Origin of the sequence: Serratia sp. BNK-33-b, assembly GCF_048684565.1 — a bacterium.
Lineage (GTDB): Bacteria > Pseudomonadota > Gammaproteobacteria > Enterobacterales > Enterobacteriaceae > Serratia > Serratia marcescens.
On sequence record NZ_JBLQTZ010000001.1, the window covers coordinates 4,310,996 to 4,328,926 of the forward strand.

The 17,931-nt window shown below is 62.1% G+C and carries 19 protein-coding genes; 8 read left to right on the forward strand and 11 right to left on the reverse strand.

Annotated elements, in window-relative coordinates; all coding sequences use genetic code 11:
* Complete coding sequence (locus tag ACMGGK_RS20820) at positions 1-378, reverse strand: hypothetical protein (RefSeq protein ID WP_016929221.1); 378 nt, start codon at positions 376-378, stop codon at positions 1-3.
* Between the two features lie 120 nt (positions 379-498).
* Between ACMGGK_RS20820 and ACMGGK_RS20825 the strand changes: the two genes are divergently transcribed.
* A complete protein-coding gene (locus ACMGGK_RS20825) occupies positions 499-1,320 on the forward strand; it encodes an AraC family transcriptional regulator (protein ID WP_004933266.1) in 822 nt (273 codons plus the stop codon).
* Positions 1,321-1,358: 38 nt separating this feature from the next.
* Here ACMGGK_RS20825 and ACMGGK_RS20830 read toward each other — a convergent pair whose 3' ends face one another.
* The 7 genes from ACMGGK_RS20830 to ACMGGK_RS20860 form a co-directional block, all read right to left on the reverse strand.
* Positions 1,359-2,495, reverse strand: a complete 1,137-nt coding sequence (locus ACMGGK_RS20830) for a porin (protein WP_004933268.1) — start codon at positions 2,493-2,495, stop codon at positions 1,359-1,361.
* A gap of 369 nt (positions 2,496-2,864) precedes the next feature.
* Positions 2,865-3,635 carry a 3-hydroxybutyrate dehydrogenase gene (locus ACMGGK_RS20835; RefSeq protein WP_197758602.1) on the reverse strand — a complete coding sequence of 257 codons (771 nt, stop codon included), beginning with the start codon at positions 3,633-3,635 and terminating at the stop codon, positions 2,865-2,867.
* Between the two features lie 12 nt (positions 3,636-3,647).
* On the reverse strand, positions 3,648-5,042 hold the full coding sequence (locus ACMGGK_RS20840) for a GntP family permease (protein ID WP_420277476.1): 1,395 nt from the start codon (positions 5,040-5,042) through the stop codon (positions 3,648-3,650).
* Between the two features lie 42 nt (positions 5,043-5,084).
* Complete coding sequence (locus ACMGGK_RS20845; RefSeq protein WP_420277170.1) at positions 5,085-6,008, reverse strand: 3-hydroxyacyl-CoA dehydrogenase family protein; 924 nt, start codon at positions 6,006-6,008, stop codon at positions 5,085-5,087.
* 18 nt (positions 6,009-6,026) lie between these two features.
* A complete protein-coding gene (locus ACMGGK_RS20850; protein ID WP_420277171.1) occupies positions 6,027-7,211 on the reverse strand; it encodes an acetyl-CoA C-acetyltransferase in 1,185 nt (394 codons plus the stop codon).
* Between the two features lie 14 nt (positions 7,212-7,225).
* Positions 7,226-7,879 carry a CoA transferase subunit B gene (locus ACMGGK_RS20855; protein WP_049300767.1) on the reverse strand — a complete coding sequence of 218 codons (654 nt, stop codon included), beginning with the start codon at positions 7,877-7,879 and terminating at the stop codon, positions 7,226-7,228.
* 10 nt (positions 7,880-7,889) lie between these two features.
* Positions 7,890-8,588, reverse strand: a complete 699-nt coding sequence (locus ACMGGK_RS20860; RefSeq protein WP_004933280.1) for a CoA transferase subunit A — start codon at positions 8,586-8,588, stop codon at positions 7,890-7,892.
* Between the two features lie 168 nt (positions 8,589-8,756).
* Here ACMGGK_RS20860 and ACMGGK_RS20865 point away from each other — a divergent pair, with 168 nt between their 5' ends.
* Positions 8,757-9,674, forward strand: coding sequence for a LysR family transcriptional regulator (locus ACMGGK_RS20865; protein ID WP_350024447.1), 918 nt, complete (start codon positions 8,757-8,759; stop codon positions 9,672-9,674).
* On the opposite strand, the gene ACMGGK_RS20870 is transcribed toward ACMGGK_RS20865, so the two are convergent.
* Positions 9,664-9,963, reverse strand: a complete 300-nt coding sequence (locus tag ACMGGK_RS20870) for a helix-turn-helix domain-containing protein (RefSeq protein WP_049300769.1) — start codon at positions 9,961-9,963, stop codon at positions 9,664-9,666. The two genes, ACMGGK_RS20865 and ACMGGK_RS20870, sit on opposite strands and share 11 nt — an antisense overlap.
* 448 nt (positions 9,964-10,411) lie before the next feature.
* Between ACMGGK_RS20870 and ACMGGK_RS20875 the strand changes: the two genes are divergently transcribed.
* The gene (locus ACMGGK_RS20875) at positions 10,412-10,951 is read left to right on the forward strand and encodes a hypothetical protein (protein ID WP_206195141.1); all 540 of its coding nucleotides are present in this window, start codon (positions 10,412-10,414) and stop codon (positions 10,949-10,951) included.
* Positions 10,948-11,349 carry a putative T6SS immunity periplasmic lipoprotein gene (locus tag ACMGGK_RS20880; RefSeq protein ID WP_143779207.1) on the forward strand — a complete coding sequence of 134 codons (402 nt, stop codon included), beginning with the start codon at positions 10,948-10,950 and terminating at the stop codon, positions 11,347-11,349. The genes ACMGGK_RS20875 and ACMGGK_RS20880 overlap by 4 nt, the downstream gene beginning before the upstream one ends.
* Positions 11,350-11,364: 15 nt before the next feature.
* Here the strand turns inward: ACMGGK_RS20880 and ACMGGK_RS20885 are convergent, their stop codons facing one another.
* On the reverse strand, positions 11,365-11,664 hold the full coding sequence (locus ACMGGK_RS20885; RefSeq protein WP_239044213.1) for a hypothetical protein: 300 nt from the start codon (positions 11,662-11,664) through the stop codon (positions 11,365-11,367).
* A 236-nt stretch (positions 11,665-11,900) separates the two neighbouring features.
* Here ACMGGK_RS20885 and ACMGGK_RS20890 point away from each other — a divergent pair, with 236 nt between their 5' ends.
* From ACMGGK_RS20890 to ACMGGK_RS20900, 3 genes are read left to right on the forward strand one after another with little or no spacing between them, the layout of a single operon-like run.
* Positions 11,901-12,959, forward strand: a complete 1,059-nt coding sequence (locus ACMGGK_RS20890) for a hypothetical protein (RefSeq protein ID WP_420277172.1) — start codon at positions 11,901-11,903, stop codon at positions 12,957-12,959.
* Positions 12,960-12,997: 38 nt separating this feature from the next.
* Positions 12,998-13,402: a GNAT family N-acetyltransferase gene (locus ACMGGK_RS20895; protein ID WP_228988487.1), complete on the forward strand. Its 405-nt coding sequence runs from the start codon at positions 12,998-13,000 to the stop codon at positions 13,400-13,402.
* 13 nt (positions 13,403-13,415) lie between these two features.
* A complete protein-coding gene (locus ACMGGK_RS20900; RefSeq protein ID WP_420277173.1) occupies positions 13,416-14,105 on the forward strand; it encodes a trehalose-6-phosphate synthase in 690 nt (229 codons plus the stop codon).
* Between the two features lie 2 nt (positions 14,106-14,107).
* On the opposite strand, the gene sfnG is transcribed toward ACMGGK_RS20900, so the two are convergent.
* The gene (gene sfnG / locus ACMGGK_RS20905; protein ID WP_004933309.1) at positions 14,108-15,202 is read right to left on the reverse strand and encodes a dimethylsulfone monooxygenase SfnG; all 1,095 of its coding nucleotides are present in this window, start codon (positions 15,200-15,202) and stop codon (positions 14,108-14,110) included.
* 436 nt (positions 15,203-15,638) lie between these two features.
* Here sfnG and ACMGGK_RS20910 point away from each other — a divergent pair, with 436 nt between their 5' ends.
* Positions 15,639-17,819 (forward strand): carbon starvation CstA family protein, encoded by a 2,181-nt coding sequence (locus tag ACMGGK_RS20910; protein WP_154747166.1) that lies wholly within the window; start codon positions 15,639-15,641, stop codon positions 17,817-17,819.
* Positions 17,820-17,931: the final 112 nt, after the last annotated feature.

Consider the following 17,931-nt stretch of genomic DNA (forward strand, 5'->3'; position numbering starts at 1 on the left):
TTATTTGATCAATAACGTCTGCGCCAATACCCGGCCTGCGGCTTCATTGGCGGCCACCAGCACCGGATAGCCCCAGAATTTGGCGCCGTATTCGGCGAATTCTTCCGCCGCCGCGCGTTTGGCGTCGTCCGGCTCCAGCATGATCATGCCTTTCACCCACCGCTTCAGCGCCTCGCGGTTATCGCGTTTCCACAGCGCCACCTGGGTGCGAGCATCGCGGTCATGTTCTTCTTCTTCATCGCCGACGCTGCGGTCGGTGATCAGAACAAAAGGTTCGGCGCGCGCCAGCAGCGCGCTGAATTCGGCCAGCTCGGCCTGGGTATCGCGCCCGTTTCGGCGCATCCACACCAGCGGAAAATCGGCGGTATCCAATGACATAATCAGTTTCCTCGCGAAAGGGTTTAGGACTGGCGCTTACTTTATCGGCACCGGCGCTAGACCGCATTGCGCAATCAGGACATAATACTTTTCAATTCCGCCAAATTGAGAACTATTCTCATGAAAGTACAGATCCCCCGCCACTGTCTGGATATCGATCAAGTGCCGCGCCCGCTGTTTGCCCTGCAGGGGTCGACCCTCGAACAGGATTGGGAAGTCGAGCCGCACCGCCACCGGAAGGCGCAACTGATCTACACCGTGCGCGGCATGATCCGCTGCGAAGTGGAAAACGGGCTGTGGCTGGTGCCGCCGCAGTGCGCGCTGTGGATGCCGGGCAACGTGTTGCACAACGCCCAGGGCGCCGGCTCCACCGAGGCCTACTGCCTGTTCGTCGATCAACATGCCGCCGCCGGCCTGCCGCAAAGCTGCTGCACGCTGTCGGTCTCGCCGCTGCTGCGCGAGCTGCTGCTGCAGGCCAGCACCTTCGAGCCGCTTTACGACGAACAGGGCGCCGAGGGGCGTCTGACGGCGGTATTGCTGGATCAGTTGGCGGCCGCGCCGATCGAGAATCTGCATCTGCCGGTGTCCGACGACGCGCGCATCCGGCAGTTGACCGAAGGCATGCTGAGCAGCCCGGCGGACAAATCCACCCTCGGACAGTGGGCGCAGCGCATCGGCATGAGCGAACGCTCCCTCAGCCGCACGCTGCAACAGCAGATGGGCATGAGCTTCGGCCACTGGCGGCGCCAGTTGCACGTGATGCTGGCGCTGCAGCGCTTGACGCAGGGCGAGAGCGTACAGACGGTGGCGCTGGATCTGGGCTACGAGAGCGCCAGCGGCTTCGTCACCATGTTCAGAAAGGCGGTGGGCAAACCGCCGGCGCGCTACCTGGCGGAGCGCAACGCCTCTGGAGAAACCCTGGGCGGCGCGATCACCATGTGAAAAAGCCGGCGCAGGCGCCGGCTTGGAGCAGGTGAAAATCAGAAATCGTAGAACACCGTTATCCAGGTGGAATCCGGCTCGTTGTCGCTGCTGTTGGCCAGCGTGCGCTCCACATACACCGACAGACCGTAACCGATGGTGGTGCCCGCGCCAAGATAGACGTGGTTGGCGTGATACGCCTCGTCTCCCTTCAGCCGCAGCGAGTCCGCCGCCACATAAGGCTGGACGGATTTGAGGAACGGCTTGTCGATATTGAAGGTATAACCGACGAAACCTTCCAGCCCGTAGCCGTCACCGGCGAAGAAGTGCGACAGCGTGCGCTGGCGGGTGCTCGGCACATAATCTTTGTAATAGCTGGCGGTGCCGACGATGTACCAGTTGTTCGGCTGCCAGGTCAACGCGGTGCCGGACAGCTGCTGGTGATAATCCTGTTCGTGGTACAGATTGTCTTTGATCTTCGCATCGGTATAACTGTAGGCCGCGCTGAAGGTGAAATCCTTCGTCACCTTGTAATCGAAGCCCAGCCCGCCACCGCCCTTGCGGCGGTAAATCAGGTTATCCGCGGTGTGCAGATCGTCTTCCGGCAATAAATAGTTGGCGTACAGCGTGACCGGCCCGAAATCATTGGTGTATTTGATGCTGTTTTTCGGTTTATTGCCGCCGTCATAGTCGCCGGAAATGCCGATGCCGGTGCCGCCCGCATGGCCATCGTTATCCCAGACGTCGCTTTTAATGCCGACCACCGAATAATAGATGCCGTATTGATGGCCATAGGTCAGGGTGCCGTAACGATCGTCCTTGAAACCGGCGTACAGTTGGCGCTGATAGTCGCGTTTGCCGTCTTCGTTATAATGCCCGTCCCAGCTGAGCGCGTGCGCCAGATCGACGCCCCACTCGTAATAGCCGATGATCGAAGTGTCCTGCGTCAGCGCATAATCGCCGCTGAAGCGAAAACGCGTGCCGCCGTCGTGGCCGTTTTTGTCATAGCCCGGCTCCGGGCCGTTATTGAAGATCCACTCGGGGCGAATGCTGCCGCCCACCTTTAAACTGAGCGGCGCCAGCAACACATTGCTCTGCGGGTTTTTATCCAGAATGGTGATCTCGGCCTGCGCGCCGGCGGAAATCGCCGACAGCAAGACGCCGCCAATGAATATTGGCGTTGTATTTTTTCTCATTATTACCCCTGCCCGAAAAAATTATTGTTATAAACGCGGTGGTCTTAAGCCACGCAGAAATAATTAACCGATGTGAACAGCGCACGCAAGATATAAAAATTCACGCCATAACCTGCCATTATTTCAGGTTGGATTTAATTTCAGCAAACACGTGTTCACCTGTAACACGGAGAAAAACAATGTAATAATCGCAGCACGAAATAAACCAATCCGCACGCTTCACCCAAAATAACCCTTCGTGATTATCTGGAAATAAAGATAGCAAATAACAAATAAATATTATTGCCGCAGGTAAACCGTCACGCGAGGGAATTAATTAAAGGCGGGAAATAACAACGGAGCGCGTTGCGCGCTCCGGGGAAAATCTCACTACTGCGCCAGCCAGCCACCGTCCATGTTCCAGGCCGCGCCGCGCACCTGCGCCGCCGCATCGCTGCACAGGAACAGCGCCAGCTCGCCGAGTTGCTCTGGCGTGACGAACTCTTGCGAAGGCTGCTTCTCCGCCAACAGCTCATCGCGCGCCCGCTGCGGATCGGCACCGGCGGCGATGCGCTTGTCGATCTGCTGCTGCACCAGCGGCGTCAGCACCCAGCCGGGGCAGATGGCGTTGCAGGTGACGGGCGTGCGGGCGGTCTCCAGCGCCAGCGTCTTGGTCAGCCCCACCACACCGTGCTTGGCCGCCACATAGGCCGACTTGTCTTTCGACGCCACCAGCCCGTGCACCGACGCTACGTTGATGATGCGCCCCCAGTGGCGCTCGCGCATGCCCGGCAGCGCCAATCGGCAAGTGTGGAACACCGCCGACAGGTTGATGGCAAGGATGGCGTTCCATTTCTCCACCGGGAACTGATCCAGCGGCGCCACGTGCTGAATGCCGGCGTTGTTCACCAGAATGTCCACGCCACCGAACTCACGTTCGGCATACTGCATCATGTCCGCTATCTGGGCCGCATCGCCGAGATCGGCGCCGTGATACCCCGGCGCGGCGCCCAGCCGCGCGACCTGCATTTGCGCCTGCTCCACATCGCCGAAGCCGTTGAGGATCACGCGCGCGCCGGCGGCGGCCAGCACGGACGCGATCCCGAGACCGATGCCGCTGGTCGAGCCGGTCACCAGCGCGGTTTTGCCTTGTACACTCATGGTATCGCTCCTTTAAACAATGCCGGTCAGGTAGAACACGCCGATCACGAACAGCACCGCGGCGCTCTTGATCAGGGTGATGGCGAAGATGCCGCCATAGGCCTGCCGGTGGCTGAGGCCGGTGATCGCCAACAGGGTGATCACCGCGCCGTTGTGCGGCAAGGTGTCCATGCCGCCGCTGGCCATCGAGGCCACCCGGTGTAGCACCTCCAGCGGAATGTGTGCCGCATGGGCGGCGGCGATAAAGCTGTCGGACATCGCCGCCAGCGCGATGCTCATGCCGCCGGAGGCCGAACCGGTGATGCCGGCCAGCAGGGTGACGCTGATCGCTTCGTTCAGCAGCGGGTTGGGGATCGCCGACAGCGCCTGCGACAGCACCAAAAAGCCCGGCAGCGCGGCGATCACCGCGCCGAAGCCGTATTCGGAGGCGGTGTTCATCGCCGCCAGGATCGCGCCGCCGACCGCCGTCTTGCTGCCTTCCGCCAGCCGGCCGCGAATATTGCCAAAGCCGAACGCCACCACCAGTAGAATACCCGACACCAGCGCCGCTTCCACCGCCCAGATGGCGGTGATCTTCGCCACATCGGTGGTGATGGGCTTGGCCAGCCCCGGCAGCGTCAAATCGTGGCTGGCGCCGTACCACTGCGGGATCCAATGGGTGAAGCCAAGGTTGAATACCCCGACCAGAATCAACGGCAGGATGGCGATCAGCGGATTAGGCAGGTTGATATCGTCCGGGGTTTCCGGTTCGTTCAGCAGCTCGGTGCCGTACCCTTCGCCTTTCAGCTGCGCCTTGCGCCGCTGGCGTTCAAGATACAGCAGGCCGACCGCGATGATGAACAGCGAGCCGATCAGCCCCAGCCAGGGCGCGGCCCAGGCGTTGGTGCCGAAGAAGCTGGTCGGGATGATGTTTTGGATCTGCGGCGTGCCGGGCAAGGCGTCCATGGTGAAGGAGAAGGCGCCGAGCGCCACGGTGGCCGGGATCAGCCGCTTGGGGATGCCGCTCTGGCGGAACAGCTCGGCGGCGAACGGATAAACCGCGAACGCCACCACGAACAACGACACCCCGCCGTAGGTCAGCAGCGCGCACACCAGCACGATCACCGGAATGGCGTGGCGCCGGCCGAGAATGCGGATCGCCGCCGCGACGATCGAACGGGAAAAACCGGACAGTTCGATCAGCTTGCCGAATACCGCCCCCAGCAGGAACACCGGGAAATAAAGCTTCACGAAGCCGACCATTTTCTCCATAAACAGCCCGGTAAAGGTCGGCGCCACCGCGCCGGGGTCGGTCAACAGCACCGCGCCCAGCGCGGCGATCGGGGCGAACAAAATCACGCTGTAGCCGCGGTAGGCAGCCAGCATCAGTAATCCCAGTGCTGCCAGGGCAATCAAAACGCTCATCAGGCACCTCGCTATCGTTGTTATTGTCAGGTACGGCGTGCGAAATTACGGTTTCAGCGCAAAGCGCAGCTGATGCGCCCGTCGCCGTTGAATGCGTTCCCTGCGCGCTTCATCCCACAGATAAAATCCCCGGCCGCTGCGCTGGCCGCTATCGCCGCGCTGCAGCCGCTGTTCCACCAGCGCCATCATCTCGTCGCCGGTCGCCAGTTCCGGGAACAGGTGGCGGGCGATGTCCGCCACCGTTGGGAGCCCGGTCATGTCGGCGGCCTCCAGCGGGCCGACCATGGCGTAGCGCCGCCCCAGCGAGGCGCGCATCACCTGATCCACCACCTCGGCGCTGGCGATGCCGCTGTGGACGATGTGCAGCGCCTCGCGCAGCACCGCAAACTGCAGCCGGTTGCCGACAAACCCCGGCGCGGCGCGTTCCAGCAGCACCGCCTCAAGATCCATCTCGCCGAGCAGCGCCTGCACCGCCGCCAGATGACGCGGTTCGGTGGCGCTGCCGGGCACGATCTCCACCAGCGGGATCAGGTGCGGCGGGTGCCAGAAATGGGCGATCAGCAGGCGCTGCGGATGGGTCATGCGCGCCGCCAGCTCGTCCGGCGGCAGGCCGCTGGTGTTGCTGGCGATCACCGCGTCGTCGGCGATCAGCCCTTCCAACTGCTCATACAGCGCATGCTTCAGCTCGAGCCGTTCCGGGATCGCCTCAATAAGCAGCCGGGCGCGCGCCACCGCGTTCAGATCGCCGGTCACGCGCAGCCGCACCAGCGCCGCGTCGCGCTCATCGTTATCAAACTGCCCGACGTCGCTCAGCTCGGCCAGAATGCCGCTCGCCACCGCCGGCGCTTCCGCCAGGCGCTGCGGATCCGGGTCATACAGCAGCACCTCATGGCCGTGGCGAATAAAGTGGGTGGCGATGCCCACCCCCATCAGCCCGGCGCCCAGTACCGCATAGTCAGATGACTGCATGGTGCCCTCCTCGGTTGTTTACGGGCGCTCTACCGCCAGCGCCACCCCCTGCCCGCCGCCGATGCACAGCATCGCCAGCCCCTTGTTCACCTCGCGGCGCTGCATTTCGTACAGCAGCGACACCAAAATGCGGCAGCCGGATGCGCCGATCGGATGCCCCAGCGCGATCGCTCCGCCATTGACGTTGACCCGCTCCGCCTCCCAGCCCAGTTCTTTGCCCACCGCCAGCGCCTGCGCGGCGAAGGCTTCGTTGGCTTCGATCAGATCGACCTCCTCCAGCCGCCAACCGGCTTTTTCCAGGCAGCGGCGCGCGGCCGGCGCCGGGCCGATGCCCATGATCGCCGGATCGACGCCCGACGAGGCGTAACCGGCGATGCGCGCCAGCACCGGCAAACGCAGCGCGGCGGCTTTTTCCGCGCTCATCAGCAGCACCACGGCGGCGCCGTCGTTGAGCGACGAGGCATTGCCGGCGGTCACCGTGCCCTCTTTGCGAAACGCCGGCCGCAGCCGCGCCAGCGCCTCCAGGCTGGTGTCGCGCGGCTGTTCGTCGCGCTCTACCCGCAGCGCCTCGCCCTTCGGCTGCGGCACCGTCACCGGCGTGATCTCCTGCGCGAAACGCCCGGCCTGCTGCGCCGCCTGCGCCTTCTGCTGCGAGCGCAGCGCGAATCTGTCTTGTTCTTCTCTGCTGATGGCGTATTTCTCCGCCAGGTTCTCGGCGGTGATGCCCATGTGATAGTCGTTGAACGCGTCCCACAGGCCATCGTGGATCACGCTGTCCACCATCTGCGCGTGACCGAGGCGCAGGCCGGCGCGCGCGCCGGCCATCAGGTAAGGCGACTGGCTCATGCTTTCCTGGCCGCCGGCGATCACCGCGTCGGCGTCACCGCTGCGGATCGCCTGCACCGCCAGATGCACCGCCTTCAAACCGGAGCCGCACACCTTGTTGATGGTCAGCGCCGGCGTCGTAACGGGCAGCCCGGCGTTGAGCGCGGTCTGGCGCGCCGGATTCTGCCCGCAGCCGGCGGTCAGCACCTGGCCGAGGATCACTTCATCGATCTGCTGCGGCGCCACGCCGCTTTGCGCCAGCAGCCCCTGCACCGCCGCCGTGCCCAGTTCCACCGCCGTCAGCGGCGCCAGCGCGCCGTGAAAACTGCCGACCGGCGTGCGCGTCGCCGCCACGATCACCACTTCACGTTGTTGCACATTCACCTCCCGTCTCAGAAACGCATTTCCGGCACTTGCTCCGGCACGATCAGCCGGCCGGCGGTTTTGGCGACAATCTCCGCCACGCTGACGCCCGGCGCGCGTTCGCGCAGCACGAAGGCGCCGTCTTCAATTTCCAGGTAGGCCAGATCGGTCAATACCTTGCGGATGCAGCGGGCGCCGGTCAGCGGCAGCGTGCAGCGCGGCAGCAGCTTGGACTCGCCGCCCTTCGCGGCGTGGGTCATCACCACGATGATGTTCTCCGCCCCCGCCACCAGATCCATCGCGCCGCCCATGCCCTTGACCATCTTGCCGGGGATCATCCACGAGGCGATGTTGCCCTCGACGTCCACTTCAAACGCCCCCAGCACGGTCAGATCGACATGGCCGCCGCGGATCATGGCGAACGACTGCGCCGAATCGAAGATCGACGCGCCGAGGCGCGCGGTGACCGTCTGCTTGCCGGCGTTGATCATGTCGGCGTCCAGCTGCTGCTCGGTCGGGAACTCGCCCATCCCCAGCAGGCCGTTTTCCGACTGCAGCATCACATCCATGCCCGACGGCACGTAGTTGGCCACCAGCGTCGGGATGCCGATGCCCAGGTTGACGTAGTAACCGTCCCTCAACTCTTGCGCCACGCGCTGCGCCATTTGTTCACGGGTAAGCATGAGAATCTCCTTAAGCCCGCAGGGTGCGTTGTTCGATACGCTTCTCGAAGGTGCCCTGGATCAGCCGATCGACGTAAATGCCGGGGGTGTGGATCGCCGCCGGATCCAGCTCGCCCGGCGCCACGATCTCTTCCACTTCCACCACCGTGATGCGCCCGGCGGTCGCCATCAGCGGATTAAAGTTCTGCGCGGTGTGGCGGTAGATGACGTTGCCGAAGTGATCGGCCTTCCAGCCTTTCACGATGGCGAAATCGCCGGTGATGGCGGTTTCCATGATGTAGGGGCGGCCGTTGAACTCGCGCACCTCTTTGCCTTCGGCGATCGGCGTGCCGTAACCGGTGGCGGTGAAGAACGCCGGGATGCCGGCGCCGCCGGCGCGGATCTTCTCCGCCAGCGTGCCCTGCGGCGTGAGATCCACCTCCAGCTCGCCGCTGAGCGCCTGCTGTTCGAACAGCGCGTTTTCACCAACGTAAGATCCCACCACCTTGCGGATCTGATGGGTTTCCAGCAGCCGCCCGAGGCCGAACCCGTCGACGCCGCAGTTGTTGGAAACCACCGTCAACCCGCGCACGCCGCGCCGGCGGATCTCTTCGATCAGATTCTCCGGGATGCCGCACAGGCCGAAGCCGCCCGCCAGCACCGTCATGTTGTCCGTCAGCCCTGCCAGCGCTTCCTGGTAGCTGCCGACGCGTTTGTCGAGCCCTGCCATATCGTTGCCCCTGCATGTTGCGGCGCAGGGCGAAATGCCCTGGCTTGCGTGAGGGCATCTTCAGGTCACAAAAATGATTTGTTAATTTTGTTTTTATGCCTCATTCATTTAGAATTTTTATTAATCAGTCGTTAACCGACAATTAACAAAGAGTTAACGCCAACCAAAATGAAAATGAGCATCAAACAGTTACGCGCGTTTTTAGCGGTAGCTCACACTCTGAATTTCGCCCAGGCCAGCGAGCGGCTGAATATTTCTCAGCCGGCGCTCAGCCTGGCGATCCGTGGGCTGGAAGACGCGTTGGGCGGGCTGCTGCTGCTGCGCACCACCCGCCGGGTGACGCTGACGCCGGAAGGAGAAACCTTCTTCCCGATGGCGCGCCAGCTGCTGGCGGATTGGGACAACGCGGAAGAGGCGATGCGTCAGCGCTTCACCCTGCAGATGGGCAAAGTGGCGATCGCCGCCATGCCGTCGTTCGCCGGCAACCCGCTGCCGCCGATCCTCAAGGCGTTTCGCGATCGTTACGCCGGCATCAACGTGGCGGTGCACGACGTCATCAACGAACAGGTGTTTGAAATGATCCGCGAAGGCCGGGTGGAGATGGGCATCGCCTTCGAGCCGGAGCCGAGCGACACCCTGCACTTCACCCCGCTGTGCCGCGATCGCTTTCTGGCGGTGGTGCCGAAGGATTCGGCGCTGGCGCGCAAGGCGCAGGTGAGCTGGAAGGAGCTGCTGACGCTGGATTTCATCACCCTGCAGCGGCCATCGGCGGTGCGGCTGCTGCTGGAGCAGGAACTGGCCCGCAGCGGGCGAACGCTGGAGGTGGCGTTTGAGAGCCACCAGCTGGTGACGGTCGGGCGCATGGTGGCCAACGGCCTCGGCGCCAGCGCGGTGCCGGCGCTGTGCGAGCAACAAATGGATGAGCTGGGGGCGGTCTGCGTGCCGCTGATCGGCCCGATCATCGAACGGCGCGTGGGCCTGATCCGCCTGGCGCAGCACCAGCTCTCTTCCGCCGCGCAGGCGCTGGCGACGGTAATCGAACGGGAGATGGCGGGGAGTGGCGCAGAACCTGCGCTTAAACCGTAAACCCGACGTGCTTGCCACCCGGCAGTTCAATGTCCAGACGCAGCGTGCCGCCCATCGCTTCCACGTAGCGTTTCAGGGTCGAAATCTTCAGCTCATTGCCGCGCCCTTCGATGGCCGCGACCGAAGGCTGGGAAATGCCCAGCGTTTTCGCCAGTTCCTGTTGGGAAATATTCAGCGCTTCCCGCAGCTGGTGCAGGTGCGCTTCAAACAGCATCTCTTCGGCCATTTCCTCGATGCGCCGGCGGCTCTCCGGGGTGCGGGAGGCCAGCAGTTGCTTTAGGGTGCTCATGGGTTACTCCTTGTAAACTCTTCCTTTGTCATTGCCTTCCACGGGGTATCGCCTGATTATAGATTACAGCCTATAAAAAACGATAGGCCGGAATATATAATTTTATCCAGAACGCCATTGGCGTTTTGCCTGGCAGCTCGAAAAAACAGTGGTGATTGCCTTGCGGCTTGAGCATGGAATGCGACGAGATACGGGAACAGCGGCATCAGTATCGGCCAGAGAAGAAAACATGCGGATTTGGCGAGGTAATAAAGCACGCAACCCAGTTTTTTATTTATGAATGAATATCAAAATAATAGAATCATTCTCCATATCAATCAATTAATTACACCAAATACTCCTTTGCCTTTCCGTCTTGTGAGCGAACGCAAAAGATTGTGACAAAGTGGGTTAATCATGTCTGAACTTTCGTTATGGTATTTTTTTCATGTTTTAACGGATTAAAACCATGGCCACAACTCAAGGAAACGCCAGAAAACTTACGGCCGGTGAAATCACATTGGCCAGACTGCTCTACAAAGATGCTGTCGATTACTCGCGCGTTCGCGTCCATAACGGCAGCTATTTCCCCTTCGGCTTACAGCATGAAGATACGGCCGTAACACCAAATGGCACGCTCTATTTTATGCCCAAACACTTCAAAGAAGACTTTGCCACGGCAAACACCTACGATCAGCATTGGTTTATCCATGAAATGGCGCATGTCTGGCAATATCAATTAGGCATGAACGTACGCCTGCGCGGGTTGGCTAGTTGGGCGGTTTCCTATCAGTATTCCTTGCCCAATTATCATCTTCTATCCGATTATGGAATGGAGGCACAGGCAAGTATCATTGCAGACTATTTCTATCTCACTAAATTCGGACGCAATGGCTTTCAAGCAATCACCAACTACAGTGGCATTATTGGGCCAGACATCAAAAAACGCTATGAATGGGTATTGCGAGCTTTCCTGAACAATCCAAAGAACCGGAACACCTTGTCATGATAAGACTTTATCTCTCGTTACTGTGCGCACTGCTACTGAACGGCTGTCAATCCACTCAACCCTGGTACCATCCGTTGGATGTCTCGCTAAAAGACAACCAACCTTGCTTTGCAGTGCCTATCAACAGCGTTCGCAGCGGCGACAGCCTGCAAAACCGGGGAGTGATCGTCTCACGACAGGAACAACGGCAATGGCATATCGTCTGGACCTCACCAGCAGTCACTCCGTTGCCTGACCTGAAACCAGGGCAATGCGTCACTTATCCGCAGGTAAACTGGGCTGCGGGAGAATACTCGGTCTTGCTCGGCGTCTCGATGAATAACGATACGGAAAGGCGTAAATACATGAAAGAATTCAACTTAAGAATTAATCCCAAAGGAGAAATACAGCTACAGTAAGGAGACTGGGATTATTTATTCCCCCTCCACCGCCTGCACCGCCGCCTTCTGCGTGGCGCGCTGATATAAGCACAGCTCCCTGCCCGGCTGGTTTTTCATAAACGGCTGCGGGTAGCGCCCGCCGATAAACAGCGCCGAATAGCCGACGTCATCACCGTAGTGAATAATCTCCCCTTCCACCCTGGCGTTTTTTAGCCCGCTGGCCTTCAGGCAGGCGGCGCGCATCGCCCGTTCGCTCTCGGCCCACGCCTGTGGGGAAGACGCGGTGGCGTTGAACGTGGCCAGCGCGGCGATAAGCAGCCCTATTCTCTTCATCGTTATCACTCCTTCCACGACCCGTCTCGCCAGTATAGACCGTGCCGGCGCGGCCAACCCGCCGCGCTCTTTACGGCATTTTTATTCCGCGCCCCGTTAACGTTACGGCGTTTTTACAGACAGTTTTTGCCGCCGCAGATACCCTTTTCACATCGCCGCTATGGCCTCACAAGAGAGTTGTCTCATGCGTTTATCCCTGCCTCTGGCCGTGACCGGTCTTCGTTCTGGAGCACGCCATGCATGCTAATATCATCGGCTTCAATCCCCTGCTGGCGGAGCTGCCCGCTTCGCCGACGCGCGCCTTCCACAAAGAGCTGGAGCACTATCTGCAGCGCTATCCGGATACCGAACAGCTGGATATTTATCTGCACGATCTGAACGGCCAGCTGCGCGGCAAGCGCCTGCCGATCGCCGAAGCCTTTGGCCTCGAAAAAGGCTGCTACTTCCCGCTGTCGATTTACGCCCTGGATCTCCACGGCCAGGTGACTGAAGAGAGCGGGCTGGGGCAGCGGGCGGGCGAGCCGGACCGCTTGTGCCTGCCGGTGCCCGGCGTGGTGGCCGAAGCCGCCTCCGGCCAGTACGAGCTGAACCTGCATCACAGCCGGCGCGTGCTGGAAGCCTGCGACCAGATCATGGCGCTGAAACGCCTGACGCGGCAGATTGCCGAGCAGCATCACCAGCACGCCTGCTTTATGGCCAAACCCTGCGCCCATGCCGCCGGCAGCGGGCTGCACTTTCACATCAGCCTGCAGAACGAGCACGGCGAGAACCTGCTGACCGGCGCGCCGGGCGAACTGAGCGACAACATGCAGCAGGCGATGGCGGGCATGCTGGCGCTGATGCCGGCGTCGATGGCGATCCTGGCGCCCAACATCAACGCGTTTCGCCGCTTCCGCCCTGGCATGCACGTGCCGCTGCGCGCCTCCTGGGGCCACAACAATCGCACGGTGGCGCTGCGCCTGCCCTGCGCCGACAGCGCCAATCAGCGTATCGAATACCGACTGGCCGGCGCCGACGCCAACCCCTATCTGGCGCTGGCGGTGATGCTCGGCGGCCTGCTGCACGGGCTGGAACACCCGCTGCCGCTGCCGCCCGCCGCCAACGGCTGCGAAAGCGACAACGCCGCCCCCTTGCCGCTCGGCCAGCAGGAGGCGCTGGCGCTGTTCCGCCACAGCGATCCGCTGCGCGAGCTGCTCGGCCCGGCGTTCTGCACCCTGTGGCACACCTGCAAAAGCGCCGAACTGCGCCGCTTCGAGGAACAGGTCACCGCCGCCGAACTCGGCTGGATGCTGTAACCGTCCACTGATTCGTTAACCTAAGGATAATCATGAACATGCAACCGCAATTGGCCCCCGTACAGCCGCTGCTCTGCTGGCGCAAAGGCGTTTTTCATATCAGCACCGATCGGCAGTTATTGGATATCGAGGCGATCCAGCGTTTCCTCAGCCTGCCGGATCGGGCGGCGGCGGAGCGCCTGGCGCGCCACGGCCTGTGCTTTGGCCTGTACCGCAAACGCCACCAGCTCGGCTTCGCCCGTATGGTGACCGATTACGCCACCTTCGCCTCGGTGAGCGAGCTGTTCGTCAGCGCCGAATACCGCGGCGTCGGGCTGGGAAGCTGGCTGACGCGCTGCTGCCTGGCGCATCCGACATTGCGCGGCCTGCGCGTCACGCTGCCCGTGCTGCAAGCGCCCTGGCGCGCCGACTGCGCGGCGCACGCCCCGCGCGCCCTGCACTGATAAGGAGAGCCCGATGTCTCGTTTGGTGCTGATTTCCAACAAACAGTGCGACGGCAAGGATCTGGCCTGCGCCGGCCGGACGCTGGCGGCCGACGCCGAACCGGGGCTGTGGCTCGGCTGGAACGGCGACGTGCAGAATTTCGCGCAGCGCCCGATCAGTTGCCGCCAACGCGCCGGTTACGATCAGGTGACCTTCCCGCTGTCGATCGAGGAGTTTCGCCGCCACTATCAGGGCTACTACCACGGCGGCCTGTGGCCGGTGTTCCACAACCAGCCGGAGAAGGCGCACTTCACGCCGGAAAACTACCGCGCTTACCGGCAGCTGAACTGCCGTTTCGCCGATATCGCCTGCGAGCACCTGTGCCCGGGCGACATCGTCTGTATCGACGACTACCAGTTGCTGCCCTGCGCCCAGGCGTTGAAGGAGCAGGGGCTGCTGAATGCCTGCGCGTTCTTCTTCCACCTGCCGTTCCCGTCGGCGGCGCTGCTGCGGCGCATCCCGGAACATCGCCAGCTGATCGCTTCGCTGCTGTTCTACGATCTGATCGGCTTTACCACCACGGACGATCGCAACGCCTTTCTCAGCTGCCTGTCAGGCGAGTTCCTGCTGGAGATGCTGCCCGACGACCAGATCCAGGCCAACGGGCATATTTTCGCCACCGGCATTTTCCCCGCCGGCATCAACGCCAGGCAGGTTTACTGAACTCAGGCCGCCGCCCGCTGGCGCTCCAGTTCGCGCACCAGCGGGATCACCTCGCGGCCGAAGAACGCCACCTCTTCCTGGAAGTGCAGGAACGCCAACAGCATCAGATCCACCCCGGCGTCTTTCAGCGCGATGATGCGCTCGGCGATCTGCTGCGGCGTGCCGATCAGGTTGGTTTTAAAGCCGTCGTTGTACTGCACCAGATCCTCAAACGAGGATTTGGCCCAGTTGCCCTCACCCTCCGGCGAAGCCGCCCCGGCGTTCTTCACCTCGTGGCCGAATCCTTGCACCGCCTCCGGGTTGGCGTGATCGATAATCTCCTGCAGCACCGCCTGCGCTTCCTGCTCGGTATCGCGGGCAATGACGAAGCCGTTCACTCCCACCTTGACCCGGTGCTGGTTGGCCCTGGCCTTGGTCTGCAGATCGTCCACCTGCTGGCGAATGCCCTCCACGCTATTGCCGTTGGTGAAATACCAGTCCGAAACCCGCGCCGCCATGTCGCGCGCCGCCCGCGAGCTGCCGCCCTGGAAGATCTCCGGCAGCGGATCCAGCGGCTTGGGCTTCAGCGAGTAGTCGCGATAGCGATAAAAATCGCCGGCGAAGCTGAAGCTGGGCTCGGCCCAGATGCCGCGCAGGCAACGGATAAACTCTTCCGAACGCAGGTAGCGCTCTTCGTGGTCCAGCCACGGCTCGCCGATGGCCTTGAACTCGCCGCGGAACCAGCCGCTGACGATATTGACCGCGATGCGCGCGTTGGAAAGATGGCTGATGGTGGCGATCTGCTTGGCCGCCAGCGTGGGGTTCCACGGCCCCGGCAGCAGCGCGGCGATCACCTTCAGCTTCTCGGTGGAATCCAGCAGCGCCTGCGAAAACGACACCGACTCGTGCTGGTTGTCGGCGCCGTAACCGGCGGTGAAACGGATCTGGGTGAGCGCGTAGTCGAAACCGGCGCGCTCGGCAATCTGCGCCAGCTTGCGGTTGTAGCCGATGTCCCAACCGGTGCGCTGCGGGATGTTGCTGATCACCAGACCGCCGGAGACGTTCGGCACCCAGTAGGCGAACTGAATAGGCTGCTGCGAGTGGTTTGCTGCTGACATGCTTCTCTCCCTCTGCTCGTTGGCGCCGCGATGCGGCACGCATATAACCATTATCGATTTACAAATATTGAAAACCTTGTTTTGGTTATAAATCCGATAGCAGAATGCGTGCCAACCGCCGCGTTAAGGCATCCGGCTGAAAAACCGAAGGTTTAAAGCCGGCGGGTTAAAGCGGGTGCTGCATTGGCAACAGCGGCTGGCGGGCGGCTGTTGGTTATGCAGCAAACCGCTCACCCCGCCAATCCAACCGTTCACCCGGCGGATCTGACCGCTGAGCGAAATACGCCTGTCTTCCCCCCTTACCCCCGGCGATGATGAGCTGTTCCTAAACCCGCCTTACCTCGGGAAAGACGCTACGGCTCGCCGCGCCACTCTGACATCTCTTACAAGCGGATGAGTTCATTCATATTTTGCAGACTGGAATTAAGGATACCTCATGAAACGAGAGGGGATTTTAAAGCACATTCCGTGGATGCTGCTGGGGATACTCGGCGCAGCCTGCCTCGGCGTGGTGGCGCTGCGCCGCGGCGAACACATCAGCGCGCTGTGGATCGTCGTCGCTTCGGTGGCGGTGTATCTGGTGGCCTACCGCTACTACAGCCTGTACATCGCCACCAAGGTGATGAAGCTGGACGCCGGCCGCGCCACCCCGGCGGTGGTCAACAACGATGGCCTCAACTACGTGCCGACCAACAAGAACGTGCTGTTCGGCCACCACTTCGCCGCCATCGCCGGCGCCGGGCCGCTGGTGGGGCCGGTGCTGGCCGCGCAGGTCGGCTACCTGCCCGGCACGCTGTGGCTGCTGGGCGGCGTGGTGCTGGCGGGGGCGGTACAGGACTTTATGGTGCTGTTCATCTCCTCGCGCCGCAACGGCGCCTCGCTCGGTGAGATCATCAAAAAAGAGATGGGGCCGATACCAGGGACCATCGCGCTGTTCGGCTGCTTCCTGATCATGATCATCATCCTGGCGGTGCTGGCGCTGATCGTGGTGAAAGCGCTGGCGGAAAGCCCGTGGGGCGTGTTCACCGTCTGCTCCACCGTGCCGATCGCGCTGTTTATGGGCATCTACATGCGCTACCTGCGCCCCGGCCGCGTGGGTGAAGTGTCAGTCATCGGCATCGTGCTGCTGGTGGCCGCCATCTGGTTCGGCGGCGTGGTGGCGCACGACCCGTACTGGGGCCCGGCGCTGACCTTTAAAGACACCACCATCACCTTCACGCTGATCGGCTACGCCTTTGTCTCCGCCCTGCTGCCGGTGTGGCTGATCCTGGCGCCGCGCGACTACCTGGCCACCTTCCTGAAAATCGGCGTGATCGTCGGACTGGCGATCGGCATCGTGATCCTCAACCCTGAGCTGAAAATGCCGGCGGTGACCCAGTTCGTCGACGGCACCGGCCCGGTGTGGAAAGGCACCCTGTTCCCGTTCCTGTTCATCACCATCGCCTGCGGCGCGGTCTCCGGCTTCCATGCGCTGATCGCCTCCGGCACCACGCCGAAGCTGTTGGCCAATGAGACCGACGCGCGCTTTATCGGCTACGGCGCGATGCTGATGGAGTCCTTCGTCGCCATCATGGCGCTGGTGGCGGCTTCCATCATCGAGCCGGGCCTGTACTTCGCCATGAACACCCCGCCGGCGGCGCTGGGCATCACCATGCCGGATCTGCACCGCCTGGGCACCGAAGACGCGCCGATGATCATGGCTTCGCTGAAGGACGTGACCGTGCACGCAGCGGCGGCGGTCAGCTCCTGGGGCTTCGTCATCAGCCCGGAACAGATCCTGCAGACCGCCACCGACATCGGCGAACCTTCGGTGCTGAACCGCGCCGGTGGCGCGCCAACGCTGGCGGTGGGCATCGCCCACGTGTTCCACCAGATCATTCCGGGCGCCAACATGGGCTTCTGGTATCACTTCGGCATTCTGTTCGAGGCGCTGTTCATCCTGACCGCGCTGGACGCCGGCACCCGCTCCGGCCGCTTTATGCTGCAGGATCTGCTGGGCAACTTCGTGCCGTTCCTGAAGAAAACCGACTCGCTGGTGGCCGGCATCATCGGCACCGCCGGCTGCGTCGGGCTGTGGGGCTACCTGCTGTATCAGGGCGTGGTGGATCCGCTCGGCGGCGTGAAGAGCCTGTGGCCGCTGTTCGGCATCTCCAACCAGATGCTGGCCGCCGTGGCGCTGGTGCTGGGCACCGTGGTGCTGATTAAAATGAAGCGCACCCAATACATCTGGGTGACCGTGCTGCCGGCGGTGTGGCTGCTGATCTGCACCACCTACGCGCTGGGCCTGAAGCTGTTCAGCGACAACCCACAGCTGGAAGGCTTCTTCTTCCTGGCCGGCGAATACAAACGCAAGATCGCCGAGGGCGGCGCCGAGCTGAGCGCCCAGCAGATCGCCAACATGAACCACATCGTGGTGAACAACTACACCAACGCCGGGCTGAGCATTCTGTTCCTGCTGGTGGTGTACAGCATCATCTTCTACGGCGTGAAAACCGCGATGGCGGCGCACAAGAATCCGAAACGCACCGACCAGGAAACGCCTTACGTGCCGGTGCCGCAGGCCGCGCCCGCCGACGGCGTAACTGAGGGGGAGGTCAAAGTTTCGACCCAGCATTGATGTGATTTAACGGATACCCTGCATAATGAAATCAGTTATGCAGTACCGACATGAAAGCTAACCGGTACCCAAAGGATTTCGGGCCGCAGCAAGGCGGCAAGTGAGCGACAAA

Bases quoted from the DNA above. Each gene is read 5' to 3' on its own strand.
- ACMGGK_RS20880 (WP_143779207.1), top strand. From the start codon at position 10,948: ATGATAAGACTTTATCTCTCGTTACTGTGCGCACTGCTACTGAACGGC.
- ACMGGK_RS20865 (WP_350024447.1), top strand. From the start codon at position 8,757: ATGAAAATGAGCATCAAACAGTTACGCGCGTTTTTAGCGGTAGCTCAC.
- ACMGGK_RS20830 (WP_004933268.1), bottom strand. From the start codon at position 2,495: ATGAGAAAAAATACAACGCCAATATTCATTGGCGGCGTCTTGCTGTCG.
- ACMGGK_RS20910 (WP_154747166.1), top strand. From the start codon at position 15,639: ATGAAACGAGAGGGGATTTTAAAGCACATTCCGTGGATGCTGCTGGGG.
- ACMGGK_RS20870 (WP_049300769.1), bottom strand. From the start codon at position 9,963: ATGAGCACCCTAAAGCAACTGCTGGCCTCCCGCACCCCGGAGAGCCGC.
- ACMGGK_RS20895 (WP_228988487.1), top strand. From the start codon at position 12,998: ATGCAACCGCAATTGGCCCCCGTACAGCCGCTGCTCTGCTGGCGCAAA.
- ACMGGK_RS20825 (WP_004933266.1), top strand. From the start codon at position 499: ATGAAAGTACAGATCCCCCGCCACTGTCTGGATATCGATCAAGTGCCG.
- sfnG (WP_004933309.1), bottom strand. From the start codon at position 15,202: ATGTCAGCAGCAAACCACTCGCAGCAGCCTATTCAGTTCGCCTACTGG.
- ACMGGK_RS20875 (WP_206195141.1), top strand. From the start codon at position 10,412: ATGGCCACAACTCAAGGAAACGCCAGAAAACTTACGGCCGGTGAAATC.
- ACMGGK_RS20855 (WP_049300767.1), bottom strand. From the start codon at position 7,879: ATGCTTACCCGTGAACAAATGGCGCAGCGCGTGGCGCAAGAGTTGAGG.
- ACMGGK_RS20820 (WP_016929221.1), bottom strand. From the start codon at position 378: ATGTCATTGGATACCGCCGATTTTCCGCTGGTGTGGATGCGCCGAAAC.
- ACMGGK_RS20885 (WP_239044213.1), bottom strand. From the start codon at position 11,664: ATGAAGAGAATAGGGCTGCTTATCGCCGCGCTGGCCACGTTCAACGCC.
- ACMGGK_RS20835 (WP_197758602.1), bottom strand. From the start codon at position 3,635: ATGAGTGTACAAGGCAAAACCGCGCTGGTGACCGGCTCGACCAGCGGC.
- ACMGGK_RS20890 (WP_420277172.1), top strand. From the start codon at position 11,901: ATGCATGCTAATATCATCGGCTTCAATCCCCTGCTGGCGGAGCTGCCC.
- ACMGGK_RS20845 (WP_420277170.1), bottom strand. From the start codon at position 6,008: ATGCAGTCATCTGACTATGCGGTACTGGGCGCCGGGCTGATGGGGGTG.
- ACMGGK_RS20900 (WP_420277173.1), top strand. From the start codon at position 13,416: ATGTCTCGTTTGGTGCTGATTTCCAACAAACAGTGCGACGGCAAGGAT.
- ACMGGK_RS20860 (WP_004933280.1), bottom strand. From the start codon at position 8,588: ATGGCAGGGCTCGACAAACGCGTCGGCAGCTACCAGGAAGCGCTGGCA.